A 20212-nucleotide genomic window follows, 5' to 3' on the forward strand; every position below is an offset into this window, starting at 1 on the left:
GCGATCCGCGGCGGTCCTACGCCTCGACCTTCTCCATGATCTCGTCGCTGACGTCGAAGTTGGCGAAGACGTTCTGCACGTCGTCGCTGTCCTCGAGCGCGTCGATCAGCTTGAAGATCTTCCGGGCGCCCTCCTCGTCCAGCTCCACCTGCATGGTGGGGACGAAGTTGGCGTCGGCGGAGTCGTAGTCGATGCCGGCTTCCTGGAGGGCGGTGCGGACCGCCACCAGGTCGGTGGCCTCGCTGAGCACCTCGAAGGACTCGCCGAGGTCGTTGACCTCCTCGGCGCCCGCGTCCAGGACGGCCGTCAGGACCTCGTCCTCCGACAGTTCGCCCTTGGGCACGATCACGACGCCCTTGCGGTGGAACAGGTACGACACCGAGCCCGGGTCGGCCATGGAGCCGCCGTTGCGGGTCATGGCGACGCGCACGTCGGAGGCGGCACGGTTGCGGTTGTCGGTGAGGCACTCGATGAGCACCGCGACACCGTTCGGTCCGTAACCCTCGTACATGATCGTCTCGTAGTCGGCGCCGCCGGCCTCGAGACCGCCGCCGCGCTTGATGGCCGAGTCGATGTTCTTGTTGGGCACCGACTGCTTCTTGGCCTTCTGCACGGCGTCGTAGAGCGTCGGGTTGCCGTCCAGGTCGACGCCGCCCATGCGAGCCGCGACCTCGATGTTCTTGATCAGCTTCGCGAAGAGCTTGCCGCGCTTGGCATCGATGACGGCCTTCTTGTGCTTCGTCGTGGCCCATTTAGAGTGGCCGGACATCTGCCTGTCTCCTTCGCGTAACCCGTCTGCGTAACGAACGCAGGAATCCTACAAGGACTCGGGTGTCCGGTTCGCGCGCACCATGTCGACGAACAGGGCGTGCACACGGTGGTCGCCGGTCAGCTCCGGGTGGAACGACGTGGCCAGCGCGTTGCCCTGGCGGACCGCGACGATGTGGCCGTCGTGCTCGGCGAGCACCTCGGCCCCGGCGCCGACGGACTCGACCCAGGGGGCGCGGATGAAGACGCCCTCGACCGGATCACCCGGGACGCCCTTGACCGCGACGGAGGCCTCGAAGGACTCGTTCTGCCGTCCGAAGGCGTTGCGGCGCACGATCATGTCGATCCCGCCGACGGTCTCCTGGCCCGAGCGCGGGTCGAGGATCTTGTCGGCGAGCATGATCATGCCGGCGCAGGTGCCGTAGACGGGCATGCCGTCACGCACGCGCGCGCGGAGCGGGTCCATCACTTCGAAGAGGACGGCCAGCTTGGAGATGGTGGTGGACTCGCCGCCGGGGAGGACGAGGCCGTCGACCTCGGCGAGTTCTTCGGGGCGCCGCACCGGCCTGGCCACGGCGTCCGCCGCGGCCAGGGCGATGAGGTGCTCCCGTACATCGCCCTGGAGTGCCAGGACGCCGATGACAGGAGTGTTCATGGGGTTCTTTTACCTGCGGGCCTGTGCTTACCAGCCGCGGTTGGCGTACCGCTCGGTCTCGGGGAGGGTGTCGCAGTTGATGCCGACCATGGCCTCGCCGAGGTTGCGGGACGCCTCCGCGATGATCTTCGGGTCGTCGTAGAAGGTGGTGGCCTTCACGATGGCGGCGGCACGCTTGGCCGGGTCGCCGGACTTGAAGATACCGGAGCCGACGAAGACGCCCTCGGCGCCGAGCTGGCGCATCAGGGCGGCGTCGGCGGGGGTGGCCACACCACCGGCGGAGAACAGCACGACCGGGAGCTTGCCCAGCTCGGCGACCTCCTTGACCAGCTCGTACGGGGCGCGCAGCTCCTTGGCGGCGGCGTACAGCTCGTGGTTGTCGAAGCCGCGCAGCCTGGCGATCTCGTTCTTGATCTGGCGCAGGTGGCGGACGGCCTCGACGACGTTGCCGGTGCCGGCCTCGCCCTTGGAGCGGATCATCGCCGCGCCCTCGGCGATCCGGCGCAGGGCCTCGCCGAGGTTGGTGGCGCCGCAGACGAAGGGGGTGGTGAAGGCCCACTTGTCGGAGTGGTTGACCTCGTCGGCCGGGGTGAGGACCTCGGACTCGTCGATGTAGTCGACGCCGAGCGACTGAAGGACCTGGGCCTCGACGAAGTGGCCGATGCGGGACTTGGCCATGACCGGGATGGAGACGGCCTCGATGATGCCCTCGATCATGTCCGGGTCGGACATGCGGGCCACGCCGCCGTCCTTGCGGATGTCGGCGGGGACACGCTCCAGGGCCATGACCGCGACGGCGCCCGCGTCCTCGGCGATCTTCGCCTGCTCCGGCGTGACGACGTCCATGATCACGCCGCCCTTGAGCTGCTCGGCCATGCCGCGCTTCACACGGGCGGTACCGGTCTCGGGAGTCCGGGCGGAGTCGGGAATCGTGCTGGACACGGGTGACCTCACTTGGTGAGAAGAGGGTGTGGTGCGCCACCGAGGAAACGGGATTGGACCAGTCCACGGCAAGGGCCAATGGAGACCCGGTGGATCCTTTTCGCCCGGCACCGCCCGAAAGCGGGTCACTCGTTCCCGGTCAGGCGGCCCGCTCCGCGAGGGCCGCCGGGGGCTCGTCGTCCATCTCGAAGGCCATCGGGAACGGGGCGTGCCCGGCCAGCCGGAACCACCGCACCTTGCGGTGCTCGCGCAGCCGGCGGGCGGCTCCCACCGCGTCGTTGTGGAAGCGGCGGGCCATCGGCACCCGGCGCACGCCCTCGGAGAGCTCGCGCGCCGCCTCCTCTCCCCCGGGCGCCTCGCGCACCGCCTCGACCTGCGGGAGCTCGGCGAACACGGCCCGCAGGGCCTGGCTCAACTCGCTCTCCGCGACCTCCCGTTGGTCCTCCTCCGCCTGCCGGGCAGCGTGCGCCGCCTCGTACAGCACGATGGAGGCGGCCGGGTCGAGGACACCGGAGGTGGCCACTTCCTGCGCCACCGACGCCCGACGCAGCAACTGCGCGTCCAGCGCGGCCCGCGCGGCGTCGATACGGGCGTGCAGCCGGTCGAGCCGCCCCGCCGTCCAGCTCAGGTACAGCCCGACGGCCACGAGCGCGACGACAATCCAGATGAGCGTTACGGTCACGGGCGGCAAGGCTACCGGGACTCCCCGCCCGGGCGGCCGGGGATTCGTGCACCGGGTGGATCGGCGAGGGTGGGATCAGTCACGGGCCAGGCCCAGGCGGGCCCGCAGCCCCGATGTGCGTTCGTCGGCGGCGACGGCCGCCGCGCCGGCGGTGACCGTCTCGTAGACGGAGAGGATGTCGGCGCCGACGGTCGACCAGTCGAAGCGGCGCACATGGGTGCTGCCGCGTTCGCGCAGCTCCGCCCGGCGGGACGGGTCGGACAGCAGGCGCACGGCGGCTTCGGCGAGCGCGTCGGCGTCCTCGTTGGCGAAGAGTTCACCGGCCTTGCCCTGGTCCAGGACCTGGGCGAAGGCGTCCAGGTCGGAGGCGAGGACCGGGGCCCCGGCCGACATGGCCTCGACCAGGATGATCCCGAAGCTCTCCCCGCCGGTGTTGGGGGCCACGTACACGTCGACGCTGCGCAGCAGCCGCGCCTTGTCCTCGTCGCTGACCATTCCAAAGAACTCCACGCGCGAGCGCAGTTCCCTCGGCAGCTCCGCCACCGCCTGTTCCTCGTCCCCGCGGCCCGCGACCAGCAGACGGGCCCCCGGGCGGGCGGCGAGGATCGCGGGCAGCGCCCTCATCAGCACGGGCAGGCCCTTGCGGGGCTCGTCGATGCGGCCGATGAAGCCGATCGTGTCCCCCTGCCACTCCGGCTTGGGCTCGGCACGGGCGAAGAAGTCGACGTCGACGCCGTTGGGGATCACCACCGCGTCGCCGCCGAGGTGCTCGACGAGGGTGCGGCGGGCGTACTCGCTCACCGCGATCCGCGCACTGATCTTCTCCAGGGCCGCCTGGAGGATGGCGTACGCGGCGATCATCGCCCGCGACCGGGGATTGGAGGTGTGGAAGGTGGCGACGATCGGGCCCTGCGCCGCCCAGCAGCTCAGCAGGCCCAGAGACGGCGAGGTCGGCTCGTGGATGTGGATCACGTCGAACCGGCCCTCGTGCAGCCAGCGCCGCACCCGGGCCGCCGACAGGAAGCCGAAGTTCAGCCGGGCCACCGAGCCGTTGTACGGCACCGGGACAGCACGGCCGGCCGAGACGACGTACGGCGGCAGCGGGGTGTCGTCGTCGGCGGGGGCGAGGACGGACACCTCGTGGCCGAGGCCGATGAAGTACTCCGCCAGGTCCCGGATGTGGAACTGGACACCACCGGGCACGTCCCACGAGTAGGGGCAGACGATGCCGATCCTCACGCCGTCGCCTTCCCCGAAGCAGCGGTACCCCGCCCGGGATCCAGGTCCGCGAGCCACAAACGCTGCAGCATGTGCCAGTCCTCCGGATGCTCGGCGATCCCCGTGGCGAAGGCGTCGGCCAGCGCCTGTGTCATAACAGACGTCTTCTCGGCCCGCGTACCTGTCCCGGGCACGTCGACCGGGGGATGGACCCGGCCCCGCATGACGGGCGAGTCGTCGTACCACAGGGTGACCGGCAGCAGCAGCGCGCCCGTCTGCTGGGCGAGGAGGGCCGGTCCCGCGGGCATCCGGGCGCTCTCGCCGAAGAACGTCACCTCCACCCCGGAGGAGGACAGATCACGGTCGGCGACCAGGCAGACCAGGCCGCCGTCGCGCAGCCGCCGGGCCAGCGTGCCGAACGCGGAGCCGCCGCTGTGCGGCAGGACCTCCATGCCGAGGCCCTCGCGGTAGGCGACGAACCGGTCGTAGAGCGTCTCCGGCTTCAGCCGCTCGGCGACCGTCGTGAACGGTGTGTCCAGCGCGGTGGTGACCCAGGCGCCGGCCAGGTCCCAGTTGGCCAGGTGCGGCAGGGCGAGGACGACGCCCTTGCCGGCCGCGAGGCCGTCGGTCAGGTGGTGCACGTCCTTGGGGTCGAAGCCCGCCCTGATCCGCTCGGCGCTCCAGGCCGGCAGCCGGAAGGACTCCATCCAGTAGCGCAGGTACGAGCGCATGCCCGCCCGCGACAGCTCGGCGAGGCGCTCGGGGGTCGCGTCGGGCACCACGCGCGCGTAGTTGCCCTCCAGCCGCCGCACACCCTTGCCCCGCCGCTTCCAGGCGAGGTCCGCGACCGTACGGCCGAGCCGCACGGCGACCGGTTCGGGGAGCTTCTTCACGGTGCCCCAGCCGAGGCCGTACAGCCCGTCGGTGAGACGCTCCCGGACGGTCATTTCGCCGCCCCGCTGCCCTGCTCGCGCCGGGCCGCGGCGGCCTCGGCCTCGGCCGATTCCCGGCGCACCGTGACGACCCGCTGGATCAGCGTGACCAGGCTGCCCGCCGCGACGATCCACAGGGCGATCGGCAGCAGGTACTGGATGCCCGGCACCCCGAACTTGTGCAGGCCCGCGAACCCGGCCGCGACCAGCGAGATCACCAGCCGCTCGGCCCGCTCCACCAGCCCGTTGACGGCCACCGGCAGACCGATCGACTCGCCCCGGGCCTTCGTGTACGACACCACCTGGCCGCTGGCCAGGCAGAAGATCGACACCGCGCACAGCACGTTGTCGTCGCCGTGGCCCGCGTACCACAGGGCGAACCCGCCGAAGATCGCACTGTCGGCGACCCGGTCGAGGGTGGAGTCCAGGAAGGCGCCCCAGCGGCTGGAGCGGCCCAGCTGGCGGGCCATGTTGCCGTCGACCAGGTCGGAGAACACGAACAGCGTGATCACGACCGTGCCCCAGAAGAACTCGCCCCGCGGGTAGAAGACCAGCGCCCCCGCGACCACTCCGGCGGTCCCGATGAGCGTGACCGTGTCCGGGCTCACGCCCCGGCGGATGAGAAACGCGGCGAACGGTGTGAGGACACGCGTGAAGAATGCACGCGCGTACTTGTTCAGCATGGCCTTCCCGAGGGTCGGTGTCACCGGGCGGCCCCTGCTGGCCACCGGCTGGCCCATCGTAGCCACGCACGCGCGTGCGTGGCGGCGCCCGACCTCCGCGAGCACCGGCCGCCGGCCGCGCGCAAGCGCTGCCCGACGGCGGGATCGAGTCCCTCGTATGGACGCGACGTGACGGGAGTGGAAAGCTCGAAGGACCGCGGGCGTCGCAGGAGCCGCCAGTGCACGCGGTGCCGCGTGTCCGCGCCCACAGTGACCTCACCCTCAACGGGAGGCAGGATCATGGGCGACAAGACGCAGACCCACCCCGGAGCCGCCGGCAGGGCAGTGGCGGCCGACCATCCCGCATCCGTACGCAATGTGGTGCTGGTCGGCCACTCCGGATCGGGCAAGACGACTCTGGTGGAGGCTCTCGCGCTGACCGCGGGAGCGGTGAACCGAGCCGGCCGCGTGGAGGACGGCGGCAGCATCTCGGACTACGACGACATCGAGCACCGGCAGCAGCGCTCGGTGCAGCTCTCCCTGGTGCCCGTCGAATGGGACGGCATCAAGATCAATCTGCTCGACACCCCCGGCTACGCCGACTTCGTCGGCGAGCTCAGGGCCGGTCTGCGCGCCGCGGACGCGGCCCTTTTCGTCGTCTCGGCCTCCGACGGCGTGGACGGCTCCACCCGCATGGTCTGGGAGGAGTGCGCCGCCGTCGGCATGCCCCGCGCCATCGTGATCACCCACCTGGAAGCCGCACGCGCGGACTTCGAGGAGATGACACGGGTGTGCGCGGAGGCGTTCGGCGCGGACGACCCCGACGCCGTACTGCCGCTCTACCTGCCGCTGCGCGGCTCGCAGGGACCCGACGGGCACGCATCCGTGACCGGCCTGGTCGGACTGCTGACGAAGAAACTGTTCGACTACTCCTCCGGCGAGCGCAAGGAGTCCGAGCCCGGCGACGACCAGCTGCCGCAACTGGAGGAGGCCCGCAACCGGCTGATCGAGGGCATCATCGCCGAGAGCGAGGACGAGACCCTCATGGACCGCTACCTCGGCGGTGAGCAGGTCGACGTCAAGACGCTCATCGAGGACCTGGAACGGGCCGTCGCCCGCGGGGCGTTCTTCCCCGTCCTGGCCGCCGCGCCCGCCGCCGAGGGCGCCAAGCAGGGCATCGGCACCGTGGAACTCCTGGAGCTGATCACCCGCGGCTTCCCCACCCCGCTGGAACACGAGGCACCCGCCGTCACCACCGTCGACGGCGGCCCGCGCGAACTGCGGCCGTGCGACCCGGACGGGCCGCTGGTCGCCGAGGTCGTCAAGACCTCCTCCGACCCCTACGTCGGCCGGGTCTCCCTGGTCCGTGTCTTCTCCGGCACCCTCCGCCCCGACGAGACCGTGCACGTCTCCGGACACGGCCTGTCCGACCGCGGTCACGAGGGCCGCGCCCTCCACGAAGCAGACGAGCGGGTCGGCGCCCTGTCCACCCCCTTCGGCAAACGGCAGCGCCCGGTGACGCACGTCATCGCAGGCGACCTGGCGTGCGTGGCCAAACTCGGCCGCGCGGAGACCGGCGACACGCTCTCCGCCAAGGACGACCCGCTGCTCATGGAACCCTGGCAGATGCCCGACCCGCTGCTGCCCCTGGCCATCCAGGCCCACAGCAAACCGGACGAGGACAAGCTCTCCCAAGGCCTGGCCCGGCTGGTCGCGGAGGACCCGACGATGCGCCTGGAGCAGAACCAGGACACCCACCAGGTGGTGCTGTGGTGCCTGGGCGAGGCCCACGCCGACGTCGCCCTGGAACGGCTGCGCAGCCGCTACGGCGTCCAGGTCGACGTCGTACCGCACCGGGTCTCACTGCGGGAGACGTTCGCGGACCGGTCCGCGGGGCGCGGACGGCACGTCAAGCAGTCCGGCGGCCACGGCCAGTACGCCATCTGCGAGATCGAAGTGGAACCGCTGCCCGGCGGCTCGGGCATCGAGTTCGTCGACAAGGTCGTCGGCGGAGCCGTGCCGCGGCAGTTCATCCCCTCGGTGGAGAAGGGCGTACGGACCCAGGCCGCCAAGGGCGTCGCCGCCGGCCACCCGCTGATCGACGTACGGGTCACCCTGCTCGACGGCAAGGCCCACTCGGTGGACTCCTCCGACGCGGCCTTCCAGACAGCGGGCGCGCTCGCACTGCGGGAGGCCGCCACCGACGCGCGGATCCACCTGCTGGAGCCGGTGGCCGAGGTGACCGTGCTGGTCGGCGACGACTACGTGGGCCCCGTGATGAGCGACCTGTCCGGACGGCGCGGCCGGGTCCTCGGCACCGAACAGGTGGGCAACGGCCGCACCCTGATCCGCGCCGAGGTGCCCGAGATCGAGATCGGCCGGTATGCGATCGACCTGCGCTCCCTGTCCCACGGCACGGCCCGCTTCGACCGCCGGTACGTGCGGCACGAGCCGATGCCGCCCCAGGTGGCCGACCGCGTACGCCAACAGGAGCGCGAAGCTTCATAGTCGGCGCACCCGGCGCACAACCGGTGCACTGGAACGCATGGTTGCGGAAAGGTGGACGGCTCCGGCCGTCCACCTGTCCACGCGCGCCGCTGCCGATACCCTGATGACCTGATCAACAGGTGTGCGGGGCAGGGAAGCCGGGAAGGCCGCAGATGCAGGAGCGGCGGCAATGGGGGCGGAAGTGACGGACGGATTCGATTTCAGTCCCGGGGCACAGGTGCCCCTGTCCGGCACGGCCGGACAGACGGCGGCGACCAACTCGCTCGCCGCGGCCGCGTACCGGGACGACGAAGTGACCAAGATCCTGGACGCGGACAACGAATGGCACCAGTCCAAGGTCAGCCTCCCGCGCCCGTGGGCGAAGATCTTCCGCCCCCGGTTCGGCGAGGCCTTCTCCCGCGCGGTGATCGACCGCATGCTGGGCGCCGGACGGGCACCGCTCATCCAGTCGTTCGGCCTCGAACCCCAGGTCGTCGTGGAGCACTGCCTCGCGGCCCACCGCATCCGCCGCGACCGCGACAACTGGCTGACGGCCGTGACCGTGCTGTGCGGGCTGCTCTTCCTGCCCGGCCTCTTCGTATGGCTGCTGGTGTTCACCCTGCGCGCCAACGTCAGCAAGCGGGAGGACAAACGCGCCGGCGCCCTCGCCAACACCCTGCTGGTCGCCGTCGCCGCACTCGCCGTGCTCTTCCTGGTCAAGATGCCCTTCAGCGACTTCTGGGCGTGGTACGCACGCGCGGCCGTCGTCATGCCCGTGATCGGCTGGTTCTGGGCCAAGCAGATCTGCGAACGCTCCGCGCGTGAACTGCGCGAGCGCTGGTCGGGCCTGCTGAGCGGCGGCGGCGTGGGCGCCAAGATCCCCGAAGCCGTACCGGGCAACCCCGGCGACGCGGCCGAACAGGTCCGCAAGGAACTCGCCCGGCTCAGCGCCGAACAACGCTCCAACTCCGTCTTCTACGCAGGGCCCAAGGGCATACTCGGCATGGGCACCCGCTGGGGAAGCTGGCAACTGGCCGAGGAACTCGTCTCCGCCGAACCGGGCAAGGAGTTCCACCCCTTCCGCAGCTGGGACGTCATCACCGCGATCCAGGGCGGCCTGGCCATGCTCGAACGCACCTCCATCAACACCGGCGGCTTCCCCAAGCCGACCGTCACCCACTGGGTCGTCACCCCCATCGGGGAGAACGCCAAGGAGGTCTCCCGACCGAGCGGCACCGACGTCGAGACGTACACCGTCAAGACCCACGCCATACAGGACATCTGCAACAAGCAGCAGTTCGGCAGCGGCGACCGCCACTACCTCGGCGTGCAGTGGACCCTCTGGGACGGCCACCTCGTGATCACCATGCTGGTCACCGTGACCGTGCTGCACGACACCCTGCGCATCGAGGTCACCGGCCACGCCCTCGGACCGGTCAACCCGCTGTTCAACCAGAAGCCTGCGGCCAGGGAGAAAACGGTCCAGAAGGCGCTCCGCTTCTGGGAGACCCGCACGGTGAAACTGCCCCTGATCGACGCCGACGAGGTCGTACGGCTCGCCGCCCGCGCGCCCCTGTCCTGGTACCCGCCCCTGCTGAAGTGGCTCGGCGGCAGCCTCACCCTGCCCGAACCGTTCGGCCTGCGGCACGCCTGGGCCGACCAGCCCTGGCGGCACCGCTTCATGGCCGACGACGCGCTGCGCGCCGCCACCCCGGTCCTGCGGGTGGTGCACGCCGCCGCGCTCAAGGTCCTCAAGGAGAACGGCGTGAACGTCGAGAAGTTCGGCTCCCGCTCCTCGGTCCTCAGCGGCGCCGTCCAGGACGCGTCACCGAGGAAGGCCGACTCGTACGACGCGTGAGGCGCGGCCTGCCGAGCAGGGCTACGCCGGCCAGGCCTCCGCGAGCATCTTGCGGGTGTCGGCGAGGAGCTGCGGCAGCACCTTCGTGTGGCCGATCACGGGCATGAAGTTGGTGTCGCCGCCCCAGCGGGGAACGACGTGCTGGTGCAGATGGGCGGCGATGCCGGCGCCGGCGGCGGCGCCCTGGTTCATGCCCAGGTTGAAACCATGGGCCCCGGAGGCGCCGCGCAACGCCGTCATGGCCTGCTTGGTGAGCTCCGCGAGTTCCGCGGTCTCCGCTTCCGTCAGGTCGGTGTAGTCGGCGACATGGCGGTAGGGCACGACCATGAGGTGGCCGCCGTTGTACGGGTAGAGGTTGAGCACCGCGTACACCAGCTCGCCGCGCCGGACGATCAGACCGTCCTCGTCGGACTTGGCCGGGATCGAGCAGAAGGGGCAGCCGTCGCCGGCACCGGGGCCGCTCGGCTTGTTCTCGCCCTGGATGTAGGCCATCCGGTGGGGCGTCCACAGGCGCTGGAACGCGTCCTGCGTCCCCACTCCGATCTGCTGCTCCGGCTCACTCGTCATGCGTGCAGCATATGGCGTGCGACCTGCGGGCAGGCAAAGGCCCCCGGGGATACCCCGGGGGCCCGACGGCCTATGTCGGTGACGGCCGCAATCACACCTGCACGCGACGCTCCACCACGTCAACGATCTTCGCCAGCGCCTCGTCACGCGGAATGCCGTTCTCCTGCGAACCGTCGCGGTAGCGGAACGACACCGTGCCCGCGTTCATGTCGTCGTCACCGACGATGACCATGAACGGCACTTTCGCGCGCTGGGCGTTGCGGATCTTCTTCTGCATGCGGTCCGACGAGGAGTCCACCTCGACCCGCAGGCCCTTCTTCTTCGCGTCCGCGGCGAACTTCTGGAGGTACTCCACGTGCGCGTCGCCCACCGGGATGCCGACCGCCTGCACGGGCGCCAGCCAGGCCGGGAACGCACCCGCGTAGTGCTCCAGCAGCACCGCGAAGAACCGCTCGATGCTGCCGAAGAGCGCGCGGTGGATCATGACCGGGCGCTGCTTGGAGCCGTCCGCGGCCGTGTACTCCAGGTCGAAGCGCTCGGGCAGGTTGAAGTCGAGCTGGACCGTCGACATCTGCCACGTACGGCCGATCGCGTCCTTGACCTGGACGGAGATCTTGGGGCCGTAGAACGCCGCGCCGCCCGGGTCCGGAACGAGCTGGAGGCCCTGCTTCTCGCCGACCTGGCGCAGGGTCTCGGTGGCCTCCTCCCAGATCTCGTCGCTGCCGACGAACTTTTCCGGATCTTTGGTGGAGAGCTCCAGGTAGAAGTCGGTCAGACCGTAGTCGCGCAGCAGGTTCAGCACGAAGGTGAGCGTCTTGTCGAGCTCGTCGGCCATCTGCTCGCGGGTGCAGTAGATGTGCGCGTCGTCCTGGGTGAAGCCGCGGGCGCGGGTCAGACCGTGTACGACGCCCGACTTCTCGTACCGGTACACGGTCCCGAACTCGAAGAGCCGCAGCGGCAGTTCACGGTAGGACCGGCCGCGCGCGTCGAAGATCAGGTTGTGCATCGGGCAGTTCATGGGCTTGAGGTAGTAGTCCACGCCCTCGTCGAGCTGCATGGGCGGGTACATGCCGTCGGCGTACCAGTCCAGGTGGCCCGAGGTCTCGAAGAGCTTCCCCTTGGTCGCGTGCGGGGTGTAGACGAACTCGTAGCCCTCCTCCTCGTGGCGGCGGCGCGAGTAGTCCTCCATCACACGGCGGATGATGCCGCCCTTGGGGTGGAAGACGGCGAGGCCGGAGCCGATCTGCTCGGGGATGGAGAACAGGTCCAGCTCGCTGCCCAGCTTGCGGTGGTCGCGCTTCTCGGCCTCGGCGAGGAATTCGAGATGCGCCTTCAGCTCGTCCTTGGACGGCCAGGCGGTGCCGTAGATGCGCTGGAGCTGCTTGTTCTTCTCGTTGCCGCGCCAGTACGCCGAGGCGTTGCGCATCAGCTTGAACGCGGGGATCAGCCGGGTGGAGGGCAGGTGGGGACCGCGGCAGAGGTCCTTCCAGCACAGCTCGCCGGTCTTGGCGTCCAGGTTGTCGTAGATCGTCAGCTCGCCGGCGCCGACCTCGACGTCCGCGCCGTCGTCGTGCGACGCGGAGCCCTTGAGGCCGATCAGCTCCAGCTTGTACGGCTCGTCGGCCAGCTCCTCGCGGGCGGCCTCGTCGGTGACGACACGGCGGGAGAAGCGCTGACCCTGCTTCTGGATCGCCTGCATGCGCTTCTCGATGGCCTTGAGGTCATCGGGGTGGAAGGGCTTCTCGACGTCGAAGTCGTAGTAGAAGCCGTCCCTGACGGGCGGGCCGATGCCCAGCTTGGCCTCGGGGAAGAGCTCCTGCACGGCCTGCGCCATGACGTGCGCGGTGGAGTGGCGCAGGATGTTGAGGCCGTCCTCGGAGGAGATCTCGACGCCCTCGACGGTCTCGCCGTCCTTGATCTCGTGGGCGAGGTCCTTGAGTTCCCCGCCGACGCGCACGGCCACGATCGAGCGCTCGCCGGCGAAGAGGTCGGCGGCCGTGGTGCCCGTCGTCACCGTGCGCTCTTCCCGCTCGGAATCGCGTTGGATGATCACACGGACGTCTGACACCGGTCTCTCCTGACTGCAGGTGGGGTGCGGCGCCATACCTGGAGCGCGCGCATGACTGGGATCGTACCGACCCCGGGCCTTCTACCGCGAAACGATTACGCACGGTCCACGATCGGTCGCGGACGTGCCCGTCAGTCGCGGTCGTCCCCGCCGCACATCTCCTCGAAGTAGTCGAGATCCTCCTGCAGAGACTTCAGCAGCCGGTCGCGCTCCTCGTCGTCCACCTCCACGGGCACGACGCCGGAGGCGCCGGTGAGCCGGCGGAAGCCGCCGCGGCTCTCCAGCCGCCCGAGCACCCGCACGGGCAGTCCGACGAGGTGGGCGTGCCCGGCGACGCGGTAGTCCTCCTCGTCCAGGGTCACGCGCACGTACGGCACTTCGGCTCCCGCGAGCACCCGAAGCCGCACGGTGCCCTCGCCGCGCGGGTGCGCTCTGCGCATCCGCACCACGGTGCCGGTGATCCGGGTGAGCACCGACGGTTCGGCGCGCAGATAGCGGGCGCCGGCCTCGCGCAGTACGGGCAGGTCGCCCGGCGAGAACTCGACGGCCTCGGCGGCGGCCGCGCAGTCCTCGGGCACGCCCGCCGCGGGCGCCCACTCCACGGCGACGCGCGCGCCCTCGGTGCCGCGGACGAGGGCGACGACGGCCTCGGTGAGTTCACGGCTGGCGCCCGCGCGGACGGCACCGTCGAAGGCGTCCATGGCGCCGGTGGCCCGCCGGTAGTCGACGGCCTCGCGGACGGCGTACAGGGCCTGGTGGAGGCGGACGGCAAGAGGCCTGCCGGGGTCGACGGGAACGAAGGCGGTCAGGCCGCGGCCGTCGGCGGCTGAGCCGACGAGAACGTGGTCCAGGGAGGTGGCGGCCGAGCGCCGGTGGCGGGCGCCGTGGTAGCCGGCACGCGCGCGTGTGGCGAGCGCGGCGGCGAGCAGCATCTGGCGGGCGGCGCCGCGCAGCCGTTCCTCGACGGTCCAGCCGGCGGCGTCGGCCGGGCCCTCGGGCACGTCCCGCCACCAGCGGATCTCGTCGCTGGGCAGGGTGATGGCGATCAGTACCTCCCGTGCGGAGGGCGTGCCGCTGCGGGCGAGGGCGTCAAGGGCCTCGCCGAGCAGGTCGTCGCTGTCGGGGAGGGCGCGGCTCTCGGGCACCAGCAGGCTGGTGCCGGTGCCGCCGGGCCCGGGCGGGGTCCAGCGGCCGTAGCGGCCGGCGGCGCCGCCGCGGCGCTGCCAGCCGTGCCGGTGGAGCAGGGCCCCGAGGACGGCGGGGTCGACGTCGGAGGGGGCGGGGAGACGGCCGCGGTGGGCGTCGGCGGGATGCGGCCGTACCGGTCGCAGAGGCTCGTCGAGGGGGCGGTGCGTCATGGTCTGCCTCCCGTTCCGACCCGCGTCATGATCTCGCACAGGGCCCGGTCGTCGAAGATGCGCGAGGTCGGGATCCGCACGGTGGTGCGGTGCCGGCCGGTGAGGGGGTGGCCGGCGAGGTTGACCCAGTAGCAGCAGTGCCTGAGGTCGAGCCGGTCGTGGCCGGCGCGCAGCCACTGGTCCTGCGACCGGGGCACGATCATCACGACGAGGATCTTGTGCACCGTGACCGGGGTGCGGGCGAGCTTGGCCAGGTGGGCGTTGTCGAGCGTGAAGGAGAAGAACCGGCCCGGGGGGTTGGGCGGTAGCTGGTAGGTGCACTTCAGCTGCACCTTGATGGTCACCTCGTCGTCGACGGTGTGTCCGGGGGCGCTGTGGCTGACGTGCCAGTCGATGCCGTTGTCGGGAAAGGGCTGGGACAGTGAGCAGCCGGCCGCCGCGGCGACCGCGTGCAGATAGCCCACCTGGAGTGTCTCCATGCAGGCGGTGGTGGCGAGTGTGCCCCGTGGGGCGCTCGCGCGCTCGGGCAGCAGCCCGCCCCGCTCGGGCTGTGCCATCACCATGGCGACCAACAGCCTTCCGTGCTTGGTGTATCCCCGCTGCGGACCCGTGAACTGCAAAGACCCGCACTCCTGTTGTCTCCTTCCGGCGTACGGCGCAAACAGCCCGGGTATCACCAAACGGGCAGCGGGCGGACGCGGCGGACGACGCGTCAGCTGCCCTCGTGGACCGAGGAGTTGTTGGCCTATGACGAGCTGGTACGAGGGGCCTCTGGCCGCCTTCGACACGGAGACGACGGGCGTCGACGTGGAGACCGACCGCATCGTGTCGGCCGCCCTCGTCGTCCAGGACGCCCCGGGCTTCCGGCCGCGGGTGCACCGCTGGCTGGTGAACCCGGGCGTGCCGGTGCCGGAGGCGGCGAGGGCGGTGCACGGGCTGACCGACGAGCATCTCCAGCTGAACGGGCGCTGGCCGGCGCCGGTGATGTACGAGATGGCCGAGGAACTGGCGGAGCAGGCCGCGTTGGGCCGCCCGCTGGTGGTGATGAACGCGCCGTTCGATCTGACGCTGCTGGACAGGGAGTTGCGCCGCCATCGGGCCTCGTCGCTGGAGCGCTGGTTCGAGGCGTCGCCGCTGCGGGTGCTGGATCCGCGGGTGCTGGACAAGCATCTCGACCGCTACCGCAAGGGCAGGCGCACGCTCACCGACCTGTGCGCGCACTACGACGTGGCTCTTCAGGACGCGCACGACGCGGCGGCGGACGCGCTGGCCGCGCTGGAGGTGGTCCGCTCGCTGGGCCGTCGCTTCGCGGCCCGCCTCGAGCGGCTGACCCCGGCGGAACTGCACACGCTGCAGACGGGTTGGCACGCGGCTCAGGCCCGCGGCCTGCAGGCGTGGTTCGCGCGCAGTGGGACGGAGGAGACGGTGGACCCGTCGTGGCCGCTGCGTCCGGAACTGCCGGCGGCGGCCGCCTGAGGATGAGAAAAGGCCGGTCCGCCTGTGCGGACCGGCCTTACCCGGTGGGCGATACTGGGTTCGAACCAGTGACCTCTTCGGTGTGAACGAAGCGCTCTCCCACTGAGCTAATCGCCCGGGAACGCACTGAACCATACAGGCCCGCGGGGCGTTCGTTCAAACCGCTTCCAGGCGGGCGGCCAGTCCGCGCCGGCCGGCCCGCATCATCAGCCGGTGGTTCGCGCGGAAGAGGGGCCGGCCTGGCACGGCGAACCGTCTGAGCAGCGGTTTGCGGACGTCGACGACCTGGTCGTAGACGGCGAGGGTGCCGGCGCCGTGCGCGGTGAGCGTCCAGCGCGCCCAACCGTCCACGTCCCCGGTGAGCACGGCCTCCAGGACTCCGGCGGCCGGGTCCCGGCGCACCTCGCGTGCGGTGAAGGTCAGGTCGTAGGGCAGGAGGGAGCGGATCCGGACGACGCCGGCCGTCGGGCCGGTGCGGGTCACCTCGCGCACCTGCCGCCACCAGCTCGGGTAGTCCTCGATCCGTTCCAGCGCCCGGTAGACGGCGTCGGCCGGAGCGGGGAGGGTCCACCGGGTGCGGAAGCGGTAGTGGGTCCAGTCCATGGGACGAGTGTGACGTGAACGGCGGCCGGTCCGGACCTCTCCTTCCGTACCCGTGAAGAAAGGTGACGGTGTTTTGGAAATAGGTCCGTGGATTTCCGCCGGAGACCGCTTCCGGAACTTCTCCCGGAATGGGGGACGGTCCTGGAAGTCGGCCTTCTCCTTGATCCTCGAATACTTCATCAGGAAGAACGGGTCGGGCCGGTCCACTTCTACGGCGCGTTCGCAGGCGCTCCGCTCACAGGTAACGGATCGTCACCGCGCCCTCCCCTGCCCCGCGCATACGACGGCGGCCCGTCCGCTTGATCGCAGACGGGCCGCCGGTTCCGGGTGGGCGATACTGGGTTCGAACCAGTGACCTCTTCGGTGTGAACGAAGCGCTCTCCCACTGAGCTAATCGCCCGGGCACAGGGAGAACATTACCGCATGTCAGGGGCGCCCGGGACCATGGTTCGGCGAGCGCCCGGCCCGCGTGTGCCGAGCTCAGCGGCCTCAGCGGCCGACGGCCCTCCAGGGCGGCACCGTGCCGAACCTCCACAGGTACACCCCGGCCAGCGCGGCGACGATCACCAGGCCGATCGCGGTCAGCGCGATGTTGCGGCGGCGCACCCTGGGGTCGAGCGCCTGCCGGGCCGCCTCGGTGACCTTGCGCTTGGTCCAGCGCAGCGCGAGCTGGGCCCAGACGAACTCGGTGGCCCAGATCGCCATGCCGCCGAAGATCACCAGCCAGCCGGGGCCGGGCAGCGGGAGCATGACGATCCCGGCGATCACGACCAGGAGTCCGGCGACGAAGATCCCGGCCTGCCAGCTCAGGAGCAGCACGCGGTGTGACCGGACGAACGCGGGAGCCCGCGAGCCCAGCCCCCGCCGGTCACGCCCCTCGTCCGCCTCCGCCTCGGCCTTCGCTCGTCCGGGCGCCTTGGCGGGGCGGCCCGGTTCGTCACTCCGCGTATTCATACGCTGCCACCGTACCGGACGAGAATCCGGTCACCGCAATGGGCGTACCGTACGAAGACACCCTCGGCCGGAAGAGTTACGTAAAGCCAAGCAAAACACTCAGAGGGGTTTACAACGGCACCGTAGGTGGCATGTCGATTTCGCCGACGTGCGAATCCCCGAGCGCACACTGAGCGAAAGGCCCTGGCGCTTATGAACACCACGGTCAGCTGCGAGCTGCACCTGCGCCTCGTTGTATCGAGCGAGTCCTCTCTGCCTGTCCCCGCAGGCCTGCGGTACGACACGGCCGACCCCTACGCCGTGCACGCCACCTTCCACACCGGAGCCGAGGAGACCGTCGAGTGGGTGTTCGCCCGCGACCTCCTCGCCGAGGGTCTTCACCGGCCCACGGGCACCGGAGACGTCCGTGTCTGGCCGTCCCGCAGCCATGGCCAGGGCGTCGTGTGCATCGCCCTGAGCTCTCCGGAGGGCGAGGCCCTGCTCGAGGCCCCGGCGCGGGCCCTGGAGTCCTTCCTGAAGCGAACGGACGCGGCCGTGCCCCCGGGCACGGAACACCGGCATTTCGATCTGGATCAGGAGCTGTCGCACATCCTCGCGGAGAGTTAGGCCCGTCGAGGCCCTTCAAGCTGCCCGTTGCCGTCCACTCGGGGAGACGGCTCGGGCCAGGACAACCGCATACGCGAGCACACCGGTACCGGTCTCCCGCGGGGGCTGGTACCGGTGTGCGCGCGTGGCCGCGGCGGCGTCGTGCGCTGCTCGGGGGCGCGTGGAGCCACTACCATCGGCCTGCATCGGCGGGCGTGTGCCCGATGCCCAGGCCAGGGAGCGAAACGTGCTGATCACCCACGACACCCGGTGCGCGCTGGACACCGTGGTGGATCTGGTGAACACCGCACCGGAGGACGAAGCGGCGCCGGACGGGCTGGCGGACGTCGCGGCGCTCGGGGAATTCGTCCGCAATCACAGGATGAGCGACGTGGGGGTGCTGTCCGAGTTCGATCTCTCCGCGGTGCGCAGGATCCGTGGCCGGTTCGCGGGGATCTTCGCGGCCTCCGACTGCCGGACCGCGGCGGGCATGATCAACGAGCTGGTGGCCGCCGCGGGCACCACGCCCCGGCTGACGGACCACGACGGGTACGACTGGCACGTCCACTACTTCGCGCCCGGCGCCTCCGTGGCCGACCACCTGGCCGCCGACTGCGGCATGGCGCTGGCGTTCTTCGTGGTGGCCGGGGAGCGGGAGCGGCTGCGGCGCTGCGAGGCTCCCGACTGCCGGCGTGCCTTCGTCGATCTGTCCCGCAACCGCTCGCGGCGGTACTGCGACAGCCGTACGTGCGGCAATCGTCTGCATGTGGCCGCCTACCGGGCTCGCCGCAAGGAGGCGGCCGGCTGAGCGGAGAGCCGGACGACGGACCGGCCGGGGCCGTCGGTCACCGGGTCACCGTCGATGGTTGTCGTGGTCCCCGGCGGGTGGCGCCGGGGACCCACGCGTACGGCTCACAGCAACAGCAGGTCGTGCAACGAAGCCATGAGCAGCAGACACCCGATCACCGCAAGGAAGATCATCAGCGGCGGCTGGGAAAGGGCGAAGAGACATCCGCGCGGCTCGTCCTGAGGGGGCGCGGACTCTCTCTGTGTCGTGTCCACCATCTCGGGGCGATGATGACGCAGCCGCCGAGCGGTACGCGATCAACACACCAGGAATGTGCGGGAGTCAGCCGTACTCCGTGATCTTCGGTCCGCTTCGGCGCGGACCGTGATCACTTGCGCGTCCACCCGTGATCACCGTCAGATGCCGTGCTTCTTCAGGATCGCCTCGATGTCGCTGAAGTCGTCGTCGCCCCCGGACGCCGCCCGCTTCGCGGCGGGCCTGCCGGACGGGCGGGCGGCCTGTCCCGGTCCCAGCGAGGGCGCCGACGCCGCCGGGGCCACCGCGCCCCGCTCCGCGCCCCGGGCCGCCTCCTTGCGCTCCTTGCGTGTGCCGCCGCGGCGGCGCTCCACCGCCCGGGTCGACGCGAAGAGCAGCCAGGCGGCGCCGAGCAGGCCGAAGCCCGCCCAGGCGGTCGGGCTGAAGGCGGTGCCGGCGAGCCAGCCGACGACGCCGGTCATCGCCAGGGCGACCGGGATCAGGGAGTAGGCGGCGATACGGGCCGCGGCGAGGAAGCGGCGCCGGTAGGCCGTCACCGCGGCGATGCCCAGGCCGGCCGCGGAAACGGCGGAACATACGGTCTCGGCAATCATCCGGTCCTCCAGGCGGGCTCACCGGTCGGGGTGGTTCGTCCCTTCCATCCTGCACCGCCCACCCGTGGGGAAGCCATGTTCCGAGCGGACTTCAGGGTGATCTCCGGGTCGTCTCCTCCGCTGGTCCCGGTGGGGCCATCACGTGTGATCCCGGTTGGGCCGCCCGCTTCGGGCCTGGAAGACTGTCCGCATGAGCGACTCCTCCTCCGCGCACGCCCCTGTCCCGGTTCTCGACGTCTGGTGCGAGTTGCAGTGCCCCGACTGCCGTACCGCTCTCGACGACCTGCGTGCCCTGCGCGCCCGGTACGGGGACCGGCTGGAGCTGCGGCTGCGGCACTTCCCGCTGGAGAAGCACCCGCACTCCTTCGCCGCCGCGCAGGCCGCGGAGGAGGCCGCCGAGCAGGGGCAGGGGTGGCCGTACGTGGAGGCGGTGCTGGGCCGGGTCGAGCGGCTGGCCCGCGAGGGCGAGCCCGTCCTGATCGAGGTGGCCCGTGAACTGGGCCTGGACGCCGAGGAGTTCGACACCGCGCTGATCGACGGCCGGCACATCCTGATCGTCGACGCCGACCACGCCGAGGGCAAGGCGATCGGCGTGACCGGCACGCCGACGTACGTGGTGGGGGGCGAGCTCCTGGACGGCGGCAAGAGCCAGGAGGGGCTGCGCGAGCGCATCGAGGAGATCGTGGACCGGCTGCTGGCCGAGGCCGGGCAGGGGAGCTGACCGGCCCGTCCGGCCCCCGC

At 70.9% G+C, this 20212-nt stretch carries 21 protein-coding genes and 2 tRNA genes; 6 read left to right on the top strand and 17 right to left on the bottom strand.

Annotation, left to right across the window (positions count from 1 at the left end):
• Nucleotides 1-16: 16 nt before the first annotated feature.
• The 7 genes from OIE49_RS07805 to pgsA form a co-directional block, all read right to left on the bottom strand.
• Nucleotides 17-769, bottom strand: coding sequence for a YebC/PmpR family DNA-binding transcriptional regulator (locus OIE49_RS07805; RefSeq protein WP_326801688.1), 753 nt, complete (start codon nt 767-769; stop codon nt 17-19).
• A 48-nt stretch (nt 770-817) separates the two neighbouring features.
• Entirely contained in the window at nt 818-1423 is a 606-nt protein-coding gene (pdxT, locus tag OIE49_RS07810) for a pyridoxal 5'-phosphate synthase glutaminase subunit PdxT (protein WP_326801689.1), read from the bottom strand.
• A gap of 27 nt (nt 1424-1450) precedes the next feature.
• Entirely contained in the window at nt 1451-2365 is a 915-nt protein-coding gene (pdxS, locus tag OIE49_RS07815) for a pyridoxal 5'-phosphate synthase lyase subunit PdxS (protein WP_326801690.1), read from the bottom strand.
• 139 nt (nt 2366-2504) lie between these two features.
• Nucleotides 2505-3047, bottom strand: a complete 543-nt coding sequence (locus tag OIE49_RS07820) for a hypothetical protein (protein ID WP_326801691.1) — start codon at nt 3045-3047, stop codon at nt 2505-2507.
• 75 nt (nt 3048-3122) lie between these two features.
• Nucleotides 3123-4286: a glycosyltransferase family 4 protein gene (locus OIE49_RS07825; RefSeq protein WP_326801692.1), complete on the bottom strand. Its 1164-nt coding sequence runs from the start codon at nt 4284-4286 to the stop codon at nt 3123-3125.
• Nucleotides 4283-5212, bottom strand: coding sequence for a phosphatidylinositol mannoside acyltransferase (locus OIE49_RS07830; protein WP_326801693.1), 930 nt, complete (start codon nt 5210-5212; stop codon nt 4283-4285). Before OIE49_RS07830 ends, OIE49_RS07825 begins: the two co-directional genes overlap by 4 nt.
• Entirely contained in the window at nt 5209-5937 is a 729-nt protein-coding gene (gene pgsA / locus OIE49_RS07835; protein WP_326806166.1) for a phosphatidylinositol phosphate synthase, read from the bottom strand. The genes OIE49_RS07830 and pgsA overlap by 4 nt, the downstream gene beginning before the upstream one ends.
• Nucleotides 5938-6159: 222 nt before the next feature.
• Between pgsA and OIE49_RS07840 the strand changes: the two genes are divergently transcribed.
• Together OIE49_RS07840 and OIE49_RS07845 are read left to right on the top strand one after the other, a co-directional pair.
• Nucleotides 6160-8367, top strand: a complete 2208-nt coding sequence (locus OIE49_RS07840; protein WP_326801694.1) for an elongation factor G-like protein EF-G2 — start codon at nt 6160-6162, stop codon at nt 8365-8367.
• A 169-nt stretch (nt 8368-8536) separates the two neighbouring features.
• Nucleotides 8537-10204 carry a hypothetical protein gene (locus OIE49_RS07845; protein ID WP_100567843.1) on the top strand — a complete coding sequence of 556 codons (1668 nt, stop codon included), beginning with the start codon at nt 8537-8539 and terminating at the stop codon, nt 10202-10204.
• 21 nt (nt 10205-10225) lie between these two features.
• On the opposite strand, the gene OIE49_RS07850 is transcribed toward OIE49_RS07845, so the two are convergent.
• The 4 genes from OIE49_RS07850 to OIE49_RS07865 form a co-directional block, all read right to left on the bottom strand.
• Nucleotides 10226-10771: an HIT family protein gene (locus OIE49_RS07850; RefSeq protein WP_326801695.1), complete on the bottom strand. Its 546-nt coding sequence runs from the start codon at nt 10769-10771 to the stop codon at nt 10226-10228.
• Between the two features lie 91 nt (nt 10772-10862).
• Nucleotides 10863-12839, bottom strand: coding sequence for a threonine--tRNA ligase (thrS, locus tag OIE49_RS07855; protein WP_326801696.1), 1977 nt, complete (start codon nt 12837-12839; stop codon nt 10863-10865).
• Between the two features lie 131 nt (nt 12840-12970).
• Complete coding sequence (locus OIE49_RS07860) at nt 12971-14197, bottom strand: hypothetical protein (RefSeq protein WP_326801697.1); 1227 nt, start codon at nt 14195-14197, stop codon at nt 12971-12973.
• Nucleotides 14194-14760: a DUF4365 domain-containing protein gene (locus tag OIE49_RS07865; protein ID WP_100567979.1), complete on the bottom strand. Its 567-nt coding sequence runs from the start codon at nt 14758-14760 to the stop codon at nt 14194-14196. The genes OIE49_RS07860 and OIE49_RS07865 overlap by 4 nt, the downstream gene beginning before the upstream one ends.
• A gap of 184 nt (nt 14761-14944) precedes the next feature.
• On the opposite strand from OIE49_RS07865, the gene OIE49_RS07870 reads away from it, so the two are divergent.
• Nucleotides 14945-15673 (top strand): 3'-5' exonuclease, encoded by a 729-nt coding sequence (locus OIE49_RS07870; protein ID WP_100567839.1) that lies wholly within the window; start codon nt 14945-14947, stop codon nt 15671-15673.
• A gap of 45 nt (nt 15674-15718) precedes the next feature.
• Here OIE49_RS07870 and OIE49_RS07875 read toward each other — a convergent pair.
• The 4 genes from OIE49_RS07875 to OIE49_RS07890 all read right to left on the bottom strand — a co-directional run bounded on the left by OIE49_RS07875 (nt 15719) and on the right by OIE49_RS07890 (nt 17230).
• Nucleotides 15719-15790, bottom strand: a tRNA-Val gene (locus OIE49_RS07875).
• 39 nt (nt 15791-15829) lie between these two features.
• A complete protein-coding gene (locus OIE49_RS07880; RefSeq protein WP_326801698.1) occupies nt 15830-16276 on the bottom strand; it encodes an SRPBCC family protein in 447 nt (148 codons plus the stop codon).
• Between the two features lie 328 nt (nt 16277-16604).
• Nucleotides 16605-16676 (bottom strand) — tRNA-Val (locus OIE49_RS07885).
• Nucleotides 16677-16765: 89 nt separating this feature from the next.
• Nucleotides 16766-17230, bottom strand: a complete 465-nt coding sequence (locus OIE49_RS07890; RefSeq protein ID WP_326801699.1) for a TIGR02611 family protein — start codon at nt 17228-17230, stop codon at nt 16766-16768.
• Between the two features lie 192 nt (nt 17231-17422).
• Here OIE49_RS07890 and OIE49_RS07895 point away from each other — a divergent pair, with 192 nt between their 5' ends.
• Together OIE49_RS07895 and OIE49_RS07900 are read left to right on the top strand one after the other, a co-directional pair.
• Nucleotides 17423-17836, top strand: a complete 414-nt coding sequence (locus OIE49_RS07895; RefSeq protein ID WP_004002642.1) for an SsgA family sporulation/cell division regulator — start codon at nt 17423-17425, stop codon at nt 17834-17836.
• 226 nt (nt 17837-18062) lie between these two features.
• Complete coding sequence (locus OIE49_RS07900; protein WP_100567836.1) at nt 18063-18623, top strand: CGNR zinc finger domain-containing protein; 561 nt, start codon at nt 18063-18065, stop codon at nt 18621-18623.
• A 104-nt stretch (nt 18624-18727) separates the two neighbouring features.
• Here OIE49_RS07900 and OIE49_RS07905 read toward each other — a convergent pair whose 3' ends face one another.
• On the bottom strand, nt 18728-18880 hold the full coding sequence (locus tag OIE49_RS07905; protein WP_199836559.1) for a hypothetical protein: 153 nt from the start codon (nt 18878-18880) through the stop codon (nt 18728-18730).
• 138 nt (nt 18881-19018) lie between these two features.
• Entirely contained in the window at nt 19019-19471 is a 453-nt protein-coding gene (locus OIE49_RS07910) for a hypothetical protein (RefSeq protein WP_326801700.1), read from the bottom strand.
• A 190-nt stretch (nt 19472-19661) separates the two neighbouring features.
• On the opposite strand from OIE49_RS07910, the gene OIE49_RS07915 reads away from it, so the two are divergent.
• Nucleotides 19662-20192: a DsbA family protein gene (locus OIE49_RS07915; protein WP_326801701.1), complete on the top strand. Its 531-nt coding sequence runs from the start codon at nt 19662-19664 to the stop codon at nt 20190-20192.
• The last annotated feature ends 20 nt before the right edge of the window (nt 20193-20212 follow it).

This window comes from Streptomyces sp. NBC_01788 (assembly GCF_035917575.1).
In the GTDB taxonomy this organism is placed as follows: domain Bacteria; phylum Actinomycetota; class Actinomycetes; order Streptomycetales; family Streptomycetaceae; genus Streptomyces.